This is a genomic window from Streptomyces bohaiensis (genome assembly GCF_012033785.1).
Lineage (GTDB): Bacteria > Actinomycetota > Actinomycetes > Streptomycetales > Streptomycetaceae > Streptomyces > Streptomyces bohaiensis.
In genome coordinates this window covers 1-14,920 of the sequence record NZ_JAAVJC010000110.1, presented here as the reverse complement: position 1 = coordinate 14,920, position 14,920 = coordinate 1, and the positions used below count along the sequence as shown (strand labels likewise).

Sequence of the window (14,920 nt, the reverse complement as noted above, 5' to 3'; positions counted from 1 at the left end):
CTCGGAACGACCCCCCGTGGCGGCCGCACCGCGGATCGTGTCTCCCGCCGCCCCGTGCGTGCCGTCCGCTGCCCCGCGGTTGCGCGGCGAGGCGGCCCCCGGGGCCTCGTGCCGGCCGAGACCGTGGTGGGGCCTGCGATGGGGCGCCCGTCCGGCGACTGCGGCGTCCAACGCGGCGAGGACCGCGACCAGCCCTCGTCCGCCCGCGTCCACGACACCGGCGGCGGCCAGTACCCGTAGTTGGTCGGGTGTCGCCGCCAGTGCATCCCGGGCGGCCGCGTGCGCGGCGGCAGTGACGTCCGCGAGCGCGGCGGGCGGGGCGCCGTCGGCTGCCTTCTCCGCAGCCTCGGCTGCCGCTGCGGCCACCGTCAGGATGGTGCCCTCCACTGGACGTGCGACAGCCAGGTAGGCGGCGTCAGCGGCGGCCCGCAGGGCACGGGCCAGATCCACCGGGCCGACGGGACCGTCGACGTCGGCGAGTACCTGCCCGAGGCCTCGCAGCAGTTCGGCGAGGATGGTGCCCGAGTTCCCGTGGGCGCCGATCAGCGCCCCGTGGGCCATCGCGCGGGCAGCCTCCGCGAGCGTCGGGTCGCCGCCGGCTGCCGCTTCGACGGCCTGACTCGCGGACTCGACCGTCAGGTAGAGGTTGGTTCCCGTGTCGCCGTCCGCGACGGGGTAGACGTTGATCGCGTCGATCGACTCGCGTGCCTGCCCCAGGTCCTCGAGGGCGAACCGGCACCAGCGGCGCAACGCCACGGCGTCCAGCGGTCGGGGCACGTTTCGGACCTCCTGAGGGGGCGGCGTGGACGTTCGCACCCTATGTCGCGGCACGTCCGCAGCGGTGCGGGAGCCGCCGCACGCCAGGCCGGTTTTCACGCCCGGGAGACTCCGGGGTATGCTGCTCCGGTTGCCTGATGTCAGTCAGGCCGACTTCCTGGCGTCGAAGCGTCGGGCCTCAGGGTCCGCGCAGTCGATCACGCCGGGCCCAAGCGTACGTCTTCCGTCACCCCGCAGTGCGGGGATGACCCGTCTTTGGAGTGACCCGTGGCTGCCAACTGCGACGTCTGCGGCAAGGGGCCGGGCTTCGGCAACAGCATTTCCCACTCGCACCGCCGCACCCCCCGCCGTTGGAACCCCAACATTCAGCGGGTGCGTGCGAAGGTGAACGGGACGCCGAAGCGCCTCAACGCCTGCACCTCGTGCATCAAGGCCGGCAAGGTCTCGCGCTGACCCGGTGATTCTCCGCTGCGGCGGGGAACGGGTCCGGCGCAGCCTGCGGCTGTCAGGCCGGTCCGCCTCTGGCGGACCGGCCTTTCGTATGCCCGCGGACAGCCGTTGACGCGCGTGCGGGGAGGGCGAGACGGCAGCGCCCGGGTGCGGGCAAGGGAACCGCGCACGGAGCAAGGGGCGCGACGGACGACTCGCTCCGCGGTACTCCCCAGCGGAACGCCGCGCGCGTTGCCGGCAGGTGGCTCACGGCGCCCCGAACGGGGACAGGGCACGGGGCCGCCGGGCAACCCCCTGAGAGCGGGTGTGAGACCCCAGGCCGGGCCCGCGACGCCGGCTTCAACCGACTGCCGCGTCCTCGGGAACACCCGAAGCCCCCCCCGGTACGAGGGCGCCCCGCCCCGTGCAGCTGACCGCACCCGACGCCGCGAGCCGATCCGACGCGGGGTATTCCACACCCCCTGAGGCGAGGCGGAAACAACCGCCCCGATCTCAGCCGAGCACGGCGGCCCCGTCCCCACCGCCGCGCAGCCGGTGCCCGTGGTCCACCGGGCCGATCCCGGAGCCGAGAGCGAACCCGGCACTGATCGCACCCGTCACGTAGTCCTTCGCGGCAGCGACCGCGTCCGGCACGGTGCGGTCGGCGGCGAGCCCGGCCGCGATGGCCGAGGCCAGCGTGCAGCCGGTGCCGTGAGTGTGGCTGTTGTCCAACCGCGGGGCCCGGAGCCAGTGCTCGGTGATCCCGTCGGTCAGCAGGTCCAGGGCGTCACCGGGCAGGTGGCCGCCCTTGATCAGCGCCCACTGCGGCCCGAGGGCCAGGATCGCGGCGGCAGCGGTGCGCAGCCCCGACTCGTCGGTCACCGTGACGCCCGTGAGCTGCGTCACCTCGTCGAGGTTGGGCGTGGCGACGGTGGCGACCGGCAGCAGCCGGTGCCGGACGGCGTCGAGCGCGTCATGGGCGAGGAGCGCGTCACCGTGCTTGGAGACGCCGACCGGGTCGACGACGACCGGGACGTCGAGGGGGCGCAGCAGTCCCGCGACGGCCTCGACGAGCTCGGCGGAGGCGAGCATGCCGGTCTTCACCGCCTGGACCCCGATGTCGTCCACGACTGCTCGGAACTGGGCGATGACGGCAGTCGCAGGAAGCGGCCAGGCGCCGTGGACGCCCAGGGAGTTCTGCGCGGTGACGGCGGTGATGACGCTCATGCCGTGGGTTCCCAGCGCGAGCATGGTCTTCAGGTCGGCCTGGATGCCGGCTCCGCCACCGGAGTCCGAGCCGGCGACCGTCAGGACGCGGGGCGGGGCGGAACGGGGCGTCATCAGGCACCGTCCACGGTGACGGGACTGCCGGCGTCCCCGAAGTGGTCCCAGCCGCCGGCCGTGTCCCACGCGGCGTCGTCCACCGTGACCCGCGGCAGCGCCGACGGGTGCCTCACCTCACCGATGCGCCGCCACCGCGCCGGCAGCTTGGTGTCGGCCGGGAACGTGGCGACCAGCGCGTGGTCCTCTCCCCCGGTCAGCACCCATTGGAGCGGGTCGACGCCGACCGCGCTGCCGATGTCGCTCATCTGTGCCGGGACGTCCAGGTCCCCGGAGCGGATGTTGATGCGCACTTTGCTGGCCTGGGCGATGTGGCCGAGGTCGGCCAGCAGGCCGTCGCTGACGTCCGTCATGGCGGTGGCGCCGAGTTCGGCCGCGAGCGGCCCCGCCGGGTAGGGGGGTTCGGGGCGCCGGTGCGCCTCGACGAAGGCACGCGGCGAACGGAAACCGCGGGAGAGGACGGCGTTACCGGCTGCCGACCAACCGAGCCATCCGGTCACGGCCACGACGTCCCCGGGGCGCGCCCCGGTCCGGGTGACGGGCTCTCTGTTGCGGAGGTCCCCCAGTGCGGTGATCGAGACCGTGATGAGCTCGCCGCGGACGACGTCCCCACCGGCGACGCCGGCCCCGGCGACACCGCACTCGTCGCGGATACCGTCCATGAGCTCGACCGGCCAGGTGGCCGCCAGGTCGGCGGGGACGACCAGGCCCAGCAGCACCGCGGTGGGGACGGCACCCATGGCCGCGATGTCCGCCAGGTTCTGCGCGGCGCCCTTCCGACCGACGTCGTACGCGGTGGACCAGTCCCGGCGGAAGTGCCGCCCCTCGAGGAGGATGTCGGTGGTCGCGACGACACGGCGGTCGGGGGCCGCCACGACCGCAGCGTCGTCGCCGGGGCCGAGTCGCACGGCCGGCGCGGTGGTGATCCGGGAGGTCAGTTCCCTGATCAGACCGAACTCCCCGAGTTCGCCCACGGTGCCCCTCACTCAGCTCTCCTCATGTCGTGTCCCGCGAACGCGCGTCAACCCGCTGCGATCGGCGTCCGGCCCTGTCCCGGCGGCAGGCGGTGACGCGCTACGGTAGCGCCCCCGTTCCTCGAAGCCGCCCAGGAGGACCCGTGGTACAGGCCTACATTCTGATTCAGACCGAGGTGGGCAAGGCGTCCACCGTGGCCGATGTCGTCTCCAGGATCAACGGGGTGGTGCACGCCGACGACGTCACCGGCCCGTACGACGTGATCGTGCGGGCCGAGGCTCCCAGTGTGGACGAGCTGGGGCACCTGGTGGTCGCCCGAGTGCAGCGTGTGCCGGGGATCACCCGCACGCTGACCTGCCCCGTAGTGCACCTCTAGCCCCTCGTATGATCGCCCGGTGACCTCTACCGTACGCCGCCGCCCGCCGTGGACACCCGCCCTGTCGGTCCCGGTCGCCATGCTTGTCACGGCGTGCGGTGGGTCGGGAGAACTCTCCGTGGAGGAGCCCCGGCCGGACGGTGACGCGGCAGCGGTCTGCGAGACGGTGATCGACGCGCTGCCGGCAGCGGTCGAGGGCAGGGACGCTCGGGACCTGGCGGGGCCGGCGCGGTTCACCGCCGCGTGGGGCGATCCGGCGATCGTGCTGCGGTGCGGCGTGGAGCGACCCGCGCTGCTGACGCCCGGGAGCGAGAGCTACCGCCCCACGGCGGACGCCGTCATGGTCAACGACGTCTCCTGGCTCGTCGAGGAGCGCGACGGCGGGCACCGGTTCACGACGACGGAGCGCACCCTGTTCGTCGAGGTCGAGGTCCCGACGACCTACGCTCCCGAGGTCAACGTCCTGGTGGACGTGGCGGAGGCGCTGCACGAGCACCTTCCCTACGACCCGCTGTGGGAGGACTACTACGAGGACGCGGGGCGGTCGGCGGGCGGTGCGGACGCCGGCGACGGGTCCGCGGAACACGACCACTAGTCCCACCCCGTGCGCTGTCCCCGTCGACGCACGGGGCCGCCGCACGGGGCGGTGACCGAGTCCCTCGGGGACGCCCCGCGGGGCGTCCCGGACGATCGCGCCGACGGGGACGTCGGGCAGGTCACGCTCTGCGTGACCTGCCCCTCCCGCAGCAGGGCGTGGGGCGGGGCCGGAGCCCCGCGGTCAGCGCAGGCCCGCGGCGCGGTCCAGCGCCGTGGTGAGAAGGTGGTCGACGAGCTGCTCGTAGCTCAGACCGCTCTGCTCCCACATCCGGGGGAACATCGAGATCGGCGTGAACCCCGGCATCGTGTTGACCTCGTTGATGACCAGGGAGCCGTCCTCCTGCAGGAAGAAGTCGGCCCGCGCGAGCCCTTCGCAGGACAGCGCGTCGAAGGCGCGGACCGCGAGTTCCTGGACGCGCGCCGTCTCCTCCTCCGACAGCGGAGCGGGGACGATGCCCTCGGCCGAGTCGATGTACTTCGCCTCGAAGTCGTAGAAGTCGTAGCCGGAGACCGGGGGGATCTCGGCTGGAGCGCTGGCGCGCGGGCCGTCTGCGAACTCCAGGACGCCGCACTCGATCTCACGGCCCCGCAGCAGCGTCTCCACGATCACCTTGGGGTCGTGGCGCTGTGCTTCCTCGATCGCCGCGTCCAGGTCTCCGGGGCCTTCGACCTTGCTGATGCCCATGGAGGAGCCGGCACGGGCCGGCTTCACGAACAGCGGCCAGCCGTAACGTTCCGCCAGACCGAGCACCCGTTCGCGAGCAGCCTCGGGGTCCCGCCGCAGCTCCGCCGGACGGAGCACCTCGTAGGGACCGACGGGGAGGCCGAAGGAGGTGAAGACCCGCTTCATGTACTCCTTGTCCATGCCGACCGCGGAGGAGAGCACGCCGCACCCCACATACGGCACGCCGGAGAGCTCGAGCAGACCCTGCAGGGTCCCGTCCTCGCCGTACGGGCCGTGGAGGACCGGGAACACGACGTCGACCTCGCCGAGCGCCTTCGGCACGGCGCCCGGCTCCGTGTAGATGACCTCGCGCCCGCCCGCGTCCATCGGCAGCAGCACGGAACCGGGCTCGGAATCGGTGAGGTGGGCCACCGCGGGCAGTCGGCGGTCAGTGATCGCCATCCGGTCCGGGTCGTCGACCGTCAGGGCCCAGCGTCCGTCCGCGGTGATCCCGACGGGCAACACTTCGTAGCGCTCGCGGTCGATGGACCGCAGCACTGCGCCGGCCGTGACCACCGAGATGGCGTGCTCGGAGCTGCGACCGCCGAAGACGACGGCGACACGCGGCTTGGGGCTCTGGGAGGAGTGCTGGCTGCTCATATCGGTTCGAGATTACCTAACGGCGCGAGGGGCGGTAAGACGCCTCACCGTACTCGGCCTTGGGCACGCGGCCCGTGACCTGTCCGGGGTAAGGGAGGCCGCCGGACGGGCGAGGTGTCGTCCCGCCCGCGGGACGGGACCCGGATCGCCCTGCGGCCGTGGCGGCCGGCGCGGCCCTCCGGTGGGGCGGCCGGCCTGTCTCACGCGCCTTCGGCCTTGGCCGAGCGCGCCATGAGCTCCTGCAGGGCCACCTTGGGCGAGGTTCCGTGGTGGACGATGTTGACCACGGTCTCGGTGATGGGCATCTCCACACCGTTGCGTCGGGCGAGGTCCAGCACCGACCGGCACGATTTGACGCCTTCGGCCGTCTGCCGGGTCGCCGCCCGGGCCTCCTCGAGCGTCATGCCGCGCCCCAGGCTCGTGCCGAAGGTGTTGTTGCGGGAGAGCGGGGACGAGCAGGTGGCGACGAGGTCGCCCATCCCCGCCAGCCCGGCGAACGTGGTGGGATCGGCACCCATCGCCAGCCCGAGCCTGCTGGTCTCCGCGAGCCCGCGCGTGATCAGCGAGGCCTTTGTGTTGTCGCCCAGCCCCATGCCGTTGGCGATGCCGACGGCGAGGCCGATGACGTTCTTGACGGCACCGCCCAGCTCGCAGCCGATGACGTCGGTGTTGGTGTACGGCCGGAAGTACGGAGTGTGGCAGGCGTGTTGGAGGCGGCGTGCCACTTCCTGGTCCACGCAGGCGGCCACGGCCGCAGCGGGCTGCCGCGCGGCCACCTCCCGGGCGAGGTTGGGGCCGGTGAGCACCGCGACGCGGGCGGCCGGCACCTCGGCGACCTCCTGCACCACCTCGCTCATGCGCTTGGCGGTGCCGAGCTCGACGCCCTTCATCAGGGAGACCAGGACGGCGTCCTCGGCGAGGAGGGGGCCCCATGCGGCAAGGTTCTGCCGCAGGGTCTGCGACGGGACGGACAGCACGGCGAACTCCGCCCCGTCGAGCGCCTCGGCGGGGTCGGTGGTGGCCCGTACCCCCTCCGGGAGCACCACGCCGGGCAGGTACTCGGGGTTGGTCCGGGTGGCGTTCAGCGCCTCGGCGATCTCCGGTCGACGCGCGCACAGCATGACCTCGCACCCGGCGTCGGCGAGCACCATGGCGAAGGCCGTGCCCCAGGAGCCGGTGCCCAGGACGGCGACACGACGGTTCACTCCCCCGCCTCCCGCGGCCGGGCGGCGGGCGGGTTCGCACCACTGACGGCGTCGGCACGCACGGGGCGCTCCGTACGCGGCTCCGCGCGCGGCGGCAGCGCCCCGGCGATGGTGCCCGGGGCGAGGGCGTCGTCCGCGTCGCGGCGCCGTTCGTAGCGCCGGGCGGGCGGCGTCTCGGCCCGGACCTCCGCAAGGAGCCCGGTGATCGCCGCCATGATGCGCTCCGTGGCCTCGCCCAGGACCTCGGTGGTCGGTTCCCTGTCGTAGAGGTCGCTCAGCTCCACAGGAGGCCCGGCGACGACGGTCAGGGTCTTGCGCGGGAAGAGGCGCACCCGCTTGTGGCGCGCGTAGGGCGGTACCGCGGCATGGGCGCCCCACTGGGCCACCGGGATCACCGGCGCGTGGGTGAGCAGGGCCACCCGGGCGGCCCCCGTCTTGCCCTCCATCGGCCACAGGTCCGGGTCACGCGTCAGGGTGCCCTCGGGGTAGAACGCCACGCACTCGCCGGCGTGGACCGCCGCGACGGCCGCCTTGAACGCCCCGGCCGCGTCGGCCGTCTCCCGGTAGACGGGGATCTGGCCGGTTCGCCGCATCATCATGCCCACGAATCCGGAGCGGAACAGCCCCACCTTCGCGAGGAAGCGCGGCACACGCCCGGTGTTGTACTGGAAGTGGGCGTAGGAAAGCGGGTCCAGATAGGAGTTGTGATTGACGGCTGTGAGGAATCCGCCGTCCTCGGGAACATTCTCCATTCCGCGCCAGTCCCGCTTGAACAGGACCAGCATCGGCGGTTTCACCAGACAGGCGGCAAATCGATAGCTGAAGCCGATTCTGCGGCGGGACACTCGGGCACCCTCTCCTCTGGCACTGCTGCGGCGAACTGCGGCGGACAGCCGCACAAGTGTCGCCCTCGGCTCCTGGGCTGTCCAGCAGATCGTCTCATCACCGCGCCCGCGCGTCGGCCGCCAGGGGGAGGGCGCCTTCCGCGGGGCGGACCGACGGCCCGTTACCGGAGGGTAGACAATGGCGTCATCGTCGAGACGAAGGGGACCCGATGACCGGCGGCTGGGCGGTGGTGATGCCTGTGAAGCGGCTGCTCGGCGCCAAGACACGGCTTGCCGACACCACGGGTGAGGAACTACGGCCGGCGCTCGCCCTGGCCTTCGCCGAGGACACGCTGACCGCGGTGCTGGCCTGCGCGGCGGTGTCCTCGGTCACGGTGGTCACCGACGACGACGAGGCACGCGTCACATTGGCGCGACTGGGGGCGGCAGTGGTGCCGGACAGCCCGCGAGGCGGGCTCAATCCCGCGGTCGAGCACGGAGTGGCGGCGGCCCGCACCGCACGCCCCGGGGTGGCGGTCGCCGCGCTCAACGCCGATCTGCCCGCGCTGCGCGCTGCGGAGCTGGAGCGGGTGCTCGACGCGGCCTCGCAGGCGCCTCGCAGCTTCCTGGCGGACGCGGCGGGCACGGGCACCACGCTTCTCGCCGTGCTGCCCGGGGTCGATCCGGCCCCGGGTTTCGGTACGGCGTCACGTATGCGGCACCGTGCGTCGGGCGCGGTGGAACTCATGCCGGGGGATGTGGAGAGCGTTCGCCAGGACGTCGACACCGGCGAGGACCTGCTTGCCGCGATCGCACTGGGGGTGGGTCCCCGGACGGCGCGGAGCACACACCGGCTCGGGGACGGATTCAGAACGTCTGCAGCGTCACGCAACTGACACGCCCGGAGGTGTCGAGTTCCACGCGGACCCGCTGTCCGGGCCGGAGGAACAGGAGTCCGCCGGCATCGAAGGCGGCTCCGTCGAACTCCAGCGGCGTCCCGTCGTCGAGCAGCATGCTCCCCGTCCGGGTCACGGGGTCGAAGGTGTGAGCGGTGGCCTGCATGAGCCGAGCCTAGTGGCTCGGGCCATGCAGGTCACCGCCTGGACCGGCACCTCACTTGCGTCGCGCCGAGGCCTTCTTGGCAGTGGTCTTGCGACCGGCCGTCTTCTTGGCGGGGGCCTTGGTCGCGGTCGCGCGGCGGGCGGGAGCCTTCTTCGCGGTGGTCTTCTTCGCCGCGGTCTTGGCGGTGGTCTTCTTCGCCGTCGACTTCTGGGCGGGGGTCGACTTCTTGGCCGCGGTGGTCTTCTTGGCGGCCGCCTTCTTCGTGGTGGCCTTGGCGACGGTCTTCTTCGCGGCGGCCTTCTTGGTGGTCGCCTTCTTGGTCGAAGTACCCCCGGAGAGGCTGCCCTTGGGCGCCTTCTTCACCGCCACATCGTTCTTGGGCAGCTTCTTGGTGCCGGCGACCAGGTCCTTGAAGCCCTGCCCGGCGCGGAAGCGCGGGACCGACGTCTTCTTGACGCGCACGCGTTCCCCGGTCTGGGGGTTGCGGGCGTACCGCGCCGGGCGCTCGACCTTCTCGAACGAACCGAAGCCGGTCACCGAAACCCGTTCGCCGGACACCACCGCACGGATGATCGCATCGAGGACGATGTCGACGGCGTCCGCGGCCTGCTGGCGGCCACCGAGCTTGTCGGCAATCGCTTCAACGAGCTGTGCCTTGTTCACGTCTTCCCCTTCGGAGGCGGTGCTGGAACGAATGTGCTCAAGCTTTTTCGCACGTTAGGCAGATATATACAGCAAATCAAACCTGAAACGGGCGAATCACCCTCGTGTCGCAGCGAACTCGACCGTCACGGACTCGCGTCGCCGCCACCCCGCGACCACCCCTCGACGGGCCGACCGGAGTCGAGCTCCGCGAGGAAACGGTCCAGGCGACGGAGGGCGCCGCGCAGGTCCTGCTTGGCCGCTGTCGTGATGACGAGAAGGCGCCGAGCCAGCGCGCGCCGTTCGTCATCGGTGACGTCCAGCGAGCGCACTACGGCGTGCGCATGTTTCAGCCGTGCGGCGACGAGGTCGTACAGCTCGAGTTGACCGTCGCGTTCCATGCACCAATTGTGCCACCGGGGGCGAGTTGTCGCGGCTCCGGCCCCCAAGTGGCTGTCGGGACGACGGTGTCACGACGGTCGGCCCGGTGGCAACTCACCGCGCCGCGGCGGTTTTCTGACGTTTCGTCAGCTCGTCGCACTGGCCGAAAATGCTATGCGCGAGTCGACGTTGCCGTCCGACCGCGCGTTCGCCGTCACCTCTGCCGCCGGTGCCGTCGAGGTCGGCCGAGGAGCGACGGCGTCGGCAGCTCAGGTGTTCCGCACGGGGCGCTCGCGCGAGACGCGGGCTGCCGCATCTCCCTGCGGCCCCGTCCGCCCCTCCGCGACGGGGCGTCCGGTGGTCGGAACGGCCGCAGGCGAGGCTTCGCCCCTGCCCGTCGGACTCCTCACACCCCGGCGCAGGGCACCGAGCCAAGTGCGACGTCCGACACCCGCGTCACCCGGTTGGCCGGGCAGCGGTCCGGCGGCAGGTCTGTACTTCCGAGATCCCGACCCGCAGGACGAGGCGACGCCCGGGACGGGGCGCGTCCTGGCCGGCGGGAGCCGCGCCCGGGCCGCGGACAGCCAGGAGCCCCGTGGGTCCCGAGACGAACTCGGTGTCCCACGGGGCTCCTGGGTGAGCGGCGCACGTGCCCCGCGCCGCCGGGTCCCGACTCAGGCGGTCAGGGTCCGCGGCTTGAAGGACGGGCGGCCCGCCTCGTACGCGGCGATGTCGTCCTCCTGGCGCAGCGTGAGGCTGATGTCGTCCAGCCCTTCCAGCAGTCTCCAGCGGGCGTTGTCGTCGAGCTCGAAGGCCTCACGGAAGGACCCGCAGCGCACCTCCCGCGCCACCAGGTCCACGGTGATCTCGGTCGCCGGGTCGGCTTCGACCGCCTGCCAGAGTGCGTCGACCGCGGCCTGGGGCAGCACCACGGTGAGCAGTCCGTTCTTCAGCGAGTTGCCCCGGAAGATGTCCGCGAACCGCGAGGAGATCACTGCGGCGAACCCGTAGTTCTGCAGCGCCCACACCGCGTGCTCCCGGGAGGAGCCCGTCCCGAAGTCGGGGCCGGCGACCAGCACCGTCGCGCCCTCGCGCCGCGGGTCGTTCAGCACGAACTCCGGGTCGCGGCGCCATGCCTCGAAGAGCCCGTCCTCGAAGCCGTCCCGCGTCACCTTCTTCAACCAGTGGGCGGGGATGATCTGGTCGGTGTCGACGTTGCTGCGACGCAGCGGAACCGCGCGTCCGGTGTGCGTGGTGAAGGCTTCCATCGTTGATCAGACTCCCACGGGCTGTGCTGCGTCGGTGGTCGCGAGGTCGGCGGGCGAGGCCAGGTGCCCGGTGACCGCGGTCGCCGCGGCGACCTGCGGGGAGACCAGGTGGGTCCGGCCGCCCTTGCCCTGCCGACCCTCGAAGTTGCGGTTGGAGGTCGACGCGGAGCGCTCCCCCGGGGCGAGCTGGTCGGGGTTCATCCCCAGACACATCGAACAGCCCGCATGGCGCCACTCCGCGCCGGCGGCGGTGAACACCTTGTCGAGCCCCTCGGCAACAGCCTGGAGCGAGACGCGCACCGATCCGGGCACCACCAGCATGCGGACCCCGTCCGCCACGGTGCGGCCCTGGATCACCGCGGCAGCCGCCCGGAGGTCCTCGATCCGCCCGTTGGTGCACGAGCCGACGAACACGGTGTCGACGGCGATCTCACGCAGCGGCTGCCCGGCGGTGAGGCCCATGTACTCCAGCGCCTTCTCCGCCGCGTACCGCTCGCTCGGGTCCTCGTACGAGCCCGGGTCGGGCACGGAGGCCGAGAGCGGGGCGCCCTGCCCCGGGTTGGTCCCCCAGGTGACGAAGGGGGCCAGCTCGGTCGCGTCGATGACCACCTCGTGGTCGAAGACGGCGTCGTCGTCGGTCCGGAGAGTCCGCCAGTACTCCACGGCGGCCTCGCGCTCCGTCCCTTGCGGGGCGTGGTCGCGGCCGTCCAGGTAGGCGAAGGTCGTCTCGTCGGGAGCGATCATGCCGGCGCGCGCACCGGCCTCGATCGACATGTTGCAGATGGTCATCCGGGCCTCCATCGAGAGCTTCTCGATGGCCTCACCGCGGTACTCGATCACATAGCCCTGACCGCCGCCGGTTCCGATCCTCGCGATGATCGCGAGGATGAGGTCCTTCGCGGTGACACCGTCGGGCAGCTCGCCCGTGACCGTCACCGCCATGGTGCGGAACGGGGCCATGGGCAGGGTCTGCGTGGCCAGGACGTGCTCGACCTGGCTGGTACCGATGCCGAACGCGAGGGCGCCGAAGGCACCGTGGGTGGAGGTGTGACTGTCGCCGCACACCACCGTCATCCCGGGCTGGGTCAGTCCCAACTGGGGACCGACCACGTGCACGACGCCCTGCTCGTCGTCGCCGAGCGGATGGAGCCGCACGCCGAAGTCCGCGCAGTTCCTGCGCAGGGTCTCCAGCTGGGTGCGGGAGACGGGGTCGGCGATGGGCTTGTCGATGTCGAGGGTGGGGGTGTTGTGGTCCTCGGTCGCGATCGTCAGATCGGTCCGCCGCACCGTGCGCCCGTTCTTGCGCAGGCCGTCGAAGGCCTGCGGACTGGTGACCTCGTGAAGCAGGTGGAGGTCGATGTAGAGCAGGTCCGGCTCACCCTCCGCGCGCCGGACGACATGGTCGTCCCAGACCTTCTCTGCCAGTGTCCGTCCCATCGCCAATCCCTCCGGCCCGGTTGTGCTCGGGCCCGCTTCGAGTCGGTGACCGTACCTGTGGCGCCCGTACGGGACCGCCGCCCGCTCCCCCGCGCACCGGACGGTGGTCGGCGTCCCGCGTCGGTGCGGTGCGCCCGGAGTCCAGGGTGCCGGGGTTTGCGCCGAGACGAGCTTGCGTTTCACAGAGTGAGACGCGAGTATCGTTGCATGGACACATCTCGTGGCGACTCCAGCGGGGTCGGAGTGCTCGACAAGGCAGCCCTGGTGCTGGGCGCCCTCGAGTCCGGGCCCGCCACCCTGGCAGGCCTGGTGGCGGCAACCGGGCTGGCGCGGCCCACGGCCCACCGCATGGCGGTGGCCCTGGAGTACCACCGACTGCTCTCCCGCGACATGCAGGGCCGCTTCGTCCTCGGCCCGCGACTGTCGGAGCTGGCGGCGGCGGCCGGCGAGGACCGGCTGCTCGCCGCCGCAGGGCCGGTCCTCACCCACCTCCGGGACATCACCGGCGAGAGCGCGCAGCTGTACCGGCGCCAGGGGGACATGCGGATCTGCGTCGCCGCCGCGGAGCGGCTCTCGGGGCTGCGGGACACCGTCCCCGTCGGCTCGACGCTCCCGATGAAGGCCGGGTCGGCGGCCCAGATCCTCATGGCCTGGGAGGAGCCGGAGCGGCTGCACCACGGGCTGCAGGGAGCACGCTTCACGGCCACGGCGCTCTCCGGGGTGCGGCGCCGGGGCTGGGCGCAGTCCATCGGCGAGCGCGAACCGGGCGTCGCCTCCGTCTCCGCCCCGGTCCGGGGTCCGTCCAACCGCGTGGTGGCCGCCGTCTCGGTCTCGGGTCCGATCGAGCGCCTCACCCGGCACCCGGGGCGGATGCACGCCAAGGCGCTGATCGACGCCGCCGGTCGGCTCACCGACGCCCTGCGACGCAACGGCGGTTGACCGGGAGGGCGACACCAATCCCGATCGCGCCCCCGACACCGGGACCGCTCCGCCCCCGGCGTCGGGGCCGGAGCCGTGTCGTGGTGGCCGCGGTCCGGCCCCGCAGCCGGGCGCGGCGACAGAGCGCGACCGGGGACACCGGCGGTGAGCCGCGAGGCCGGCTCGCCGTGGACCCCGAGCAGGGGGCCGGTGATCACCGCTGGGCACCCTCACGGAGCCCGGTGTGGGCTTGCTCTCGTTCGGCGGCGCCCCGGCCGTTCACAGGGCGCGCCGAATCACATCGAGGACCGCGTCGCGACCGCAGGCGATCGTGAAGCACCACAACGAGTCGGGGCCCGCACCGAAGTGCGGGGCCCGACTCGACCAAGTACCCCCGACCGGATTCGAACCGGCGCTACCGCCTTGAGAGGGCGGCGTGCTAGGCCGCTACACAACGGGGGCATCCAGCGAGTGACCATCGAGACGGTCACCGTACCCCCGACCGGATTCGAACCGGCGCTACCGCCTTGAGAGGGCGGCGTGCTAGGCCGCTACACAACGGGGGCCTTGATCTTGCTGGAAGATCGCTGGGCTACCAGGACTCGAACCTAGACTAACTGAACCAGAATCAGTCGTGCTGCCAATTACACCATAGCCCACCAGAACGTGACTCCTTGCGGAGCTTTCGCTCGGGTCTCCGCCAGGCTTCCCCGGCCCCTTTCGGTTCCGGTTCGCTTGGCGACGAGAAGAACATTACCCGATCGAGGTCCGACCGCCAAAACGGGTACCCCGAGCGGCGATCGGCGGCTGCACGACGGCCCCGGTACGGCTGGGACAGGCGTCCGGAGAGCCGGCGAACGGCGTGCGGCCCACCCCCCGCCCGCGGTGTACGACGCCGGATCACCCGCACGGAATCCGCTCGCACCGTCGCGTCCGGGCGCCGGGCCGCGACAGCGCGGCAGGAACACCGGGCACCCGCGAGCGCGAGCGTCACGACGCGGAGGCGAGCGGCGCCGGGCAGGCGCGGCGGGAGCAGCGGCGGCGCACGATCGGTCGGCAGCGTCACCGGGCCGCGTACCGGGCGGACACATGCGCGGGGCCGGGGCACGTCGGGAGCCGAGACGCGGAACGGCTGGGCGGATCGGAACCTGCGACAGCCGGGCCGGGCCGCCCCGTCGCCCGGCCGGAAAAGGTGGCGGTCCGGATTCGGCGGCCGAGGGTCGACGCTCCGCACCGCGCGGGCCGGCCCGACGCCCGGGGCGGCGGGCGGCGTGGGCAGCCGAGTGCGGCAGTCCCCGCCCCTGGGCCGCGGCCGGGGAGCGATCGTTCGGCCCGGGGCCGGCGCTCGTCGCACGGGGCCGCCG

Annotated in this window: 16 protein-coding genes and 3 tRNA genes; 5 read left to right on the top strand and 14 right to left on the bottom strand. The window is 72.5% G+C overall.

The window, feature by feature from the left end; translation table 11 throughout:
• Window positions 1–777, bottom strand: a 777-nt coding sequence (locus HCN52_RS13860) for a DAK2 domain-containing protein (protein WP_168088743.1), incomplete at its 3' end; no start/stop codon positions are given.
• A gap of 267 nt (window positions 778–1,044) precedes the next feature.
• Here HCN52_RS13860 and rpmB point away from each other — a divergent pair.
• The gene (gene rpmB / locus HCN52_RS13855) at window positions 1,045–1,230 is read left to right on the top strand and encodes a 50S ribosomal protein L28 (protein WP_168088742.1); all 186 of its coding nucleotides are present in this window, start codon (window positions 1,045–1,047) and stop codon (window positions 1,228–1,230) included.
• Window positions 1,231–1,719: 489 nt separating this feature from the next.
• On the opposite strand, the gene thiD is transcribed toward rpmB, so the two are convergent.
• Window positions 1,720–2,547: a bifunctional hydroxymethylpyrimidine kinase/phosphomethylpyrimidine kinase gene (gene thiD, locus HCN52_RS13850; protein ID WP_168088741.1), complete on the bottom strand. Its 828-nt coding sequence runs from the start codon at window positions 2,545–2,547 to the stop codon at window positions 1,720–1,722.
• A complete protein-coding gene (locus HCN52_RS13845; RefSeq protein ID WP_168088740.1) occupies window positions 2,547–3,533 on the bottom strand; it encodes a thiamine-phosphate kinase in 987 nt (328 codons plus the stop codon). Before HCN52_RS13845 ends, thiD begins: the two co-directional genes overlap by 1 nt.
• A gap of 131 nt (window positions 3,534–3,664) precedes the next feature.
• On the opposite strand from HCN52_RS13845, the gene HCN52_RS13840 reads away from it, so the two are divergent.
• Window positions 3,665–3,898: an Lrp/AsnC family transcriptional regulator gene (locus HCN52_RS13840; protein WP_168088739.1), complete on the top strand. Its 234-nt coding sequence runs from the start codon at window positions 3,665–3,667 to the stop codon at window positions 3,896–3,898.
• A 19-nt stretch (window positions 3,899–3,917) separates the two neighbouring features.
• Window positions 3,918–4,493 carry a DUF3515 domain-containing protein gene (locus HCN52_RS13835; protein ID WP_312876688.1) on the top strand — a complete coding sequence of 192 codons (576 nt, stop codon included), beginning with the start codon at window positions 3,918–3,920 and terminating at the stop codon, window positions 4,491–4,493.
• A 183-nt stretch (window positions 4,494–4,676) separates the two neighbouring features.
• Here HCN52_RS13835 and HCN52_RS13830 read toward each other — a convergent pair whose 3' ends face one another.
• The 3 genes from HCN52_RS13830 to HCN52_RS13820 form a co-directional block, all read right to left on the bottom strand.
• The gene (locus tag HCN52_RS13830; RefSeq protein WP_168088738.1) at window positions 4,677–5,819 is read right to left on the bottom strand and encodes a D-alanine--D-alanine ligase family protein; all 1,143 of its coding nucleotides are present in this window, start codon (window positions 5,817–5,819) and stop codon (window positions 4,677–4,679) included.
• Window positions 5,820–6,019: 200 nt separating this feature from the next.
• Window positions 6,020–7,024: an NAD(P)H-dependent glycerol-3-phosphate dehydrogenase gene (locus HCN52_RS13825; RefSeq protein ID WP_168088737.1), complete on the bottom strand. Its 1,005-nt coding sequence runs from the start codon at window positions 7,022–7,024 to the stop codon at window positions 6,020–6,022.
• The gene (locus tag HCN52_RS13820; protein WP_168088736.1) at window positions 7,021–7,869 is read right to left on the bottom strand and encodes a lysophospholipid acyltransferase family protein; all 849 of its coding nucleotides are present in this window, start codon (window positions 7,867–7,869) and stop codon (window positions 7,021–7,023) included. The genes HCN52_RS13825 and HCN52_RS13820 overlap by 4 nt, the downstream gene beginning before the upstream one ends.
• Window positions 7,870–8,078: 209 nt before the next feature.
• On the opposite strand from HCN52_RS13820, the gene cofC reads away from it, so the two are divergent.
• Entirely contained in the window at window positions 8,079–8,744 is a 666-nt protein-coding gene (gene cofC / locus HCN52_RS13815; RefSeq protein WP_168088735.1) for a 2-phospho-L-lactate guanylyltransferase, read from the top strand.
• Here cofC and HCN52_RS13810 read toward each other — a convergent pair.
• From HCN52_RS13810 to leuC, 5 genes are all read right to left on the bottom strand, one after another.
• Complete coding sequence (locus tag HCN52_RS13810) at window positions 8,716–8,910, bottom strand: hypothetical protein (protein WP_168088734.1); 195 nt, start codon at window positions 8,908–8,910, stop codon at window positions 8,716–8,718. The two genes, cofC and HCN52_RS13810, sit on opposite strands and share 29 nt — an antisense overlap.
• Window positions 8,911–8,961: 51 nt before the next feature.
• On the bottom strand, window positions 8,962–9,573 hold the full coding sequence (locus tag HCN52_RS13805) for an HU family DNA-binding protein (protein ID WP_168088733.1): 612 nt from the start codon (window positions 9,571–9,573) through the stop codon (window positions 8,962–8,964).
• 125 nt (window positions 9,574–9,698) lie between these two features.
• A complete protein-coding gene (locus HCN52_RS13800) occupies window positions 9,699–9,953 on the bottom strand; it encodes an SCO5555 family protein (RefSeq protein WP_168088732.1) in 255 nt (84 codons plus the stop codon).
• A 654-nt stretch (window positions 9,954–10,607) separates the two neighbouring features.
• Complete coding sequence (gene leuD / locus HCN52_RS13795; RefSeq protein WP_168088731.1) at window positions 10,608–11,201, bottom strand: 3-isopropylmalate dehydratase small subunit; 594 nt, start codon at window positions 11,199–11,201, stop codon at window positions 10,608–10,610.
• 6 nt (window positions 11,202–11,207) lie between these two features.
• The gene (gene leuC / locus HCN52_RS13790) at window positions 11,208–12,638 is read right to left on the bottom strand and encodes a 3-isopropylmalate dehydratase large subunit (protein ID WP_168088730.1); all 1,431 of its coding nucleotides are present in this window, start codon (window positions 12,636–12,638) and stop codon (window positions 11,208–11,210) included.
• A gap of 207 nt (window positions 12,639–12,845) precedes the next feature.
• Here leuC and HCN52_RS13785 point away from each other — a divergent pair, with 207 nt between their 5' ends.
• A complete protein-coding gene (locus tag HCN52_RS13785) occupies window positions 12,846–13,577 on the top strand; it encodes an IclR family transcriptional regulator (RefSeq protein ID WP_167972657.1) in 732 nt (243 codons plus the stop codon).
• A 368-nt stretch (window positions 13,578–13,945) separates the two neighbouring features.
• On the opposite strand, the gene HCN52_RS13780 is transcribed toward HCN52_RS13785, so the two are convergent.
• From HCN52_RS13780 to HCN52_RS13770, 3 genes are all read right to left on the bottom strand, one after another.
• Window positions 13,946–14,018 (bottom strand) — tRNA-Glu (locus tag HCN52_RS13780).
• 31 nt (window positions 14,019–14,049) lie between these two features.
• Window positions 14,050–14,122 (bottom strand) — tRNA-Glu (locus tag HCN52_RS13775).
• 21 nt (window positions 14,123–14,143) lie between these two features.
• Window positions 14,144–14,215, bottom strand: a tRNA-Gln gene (locus HCN52_RS13770).
• Window positions 14,216–14,920 lie beyond the last annotated feature (705 nt).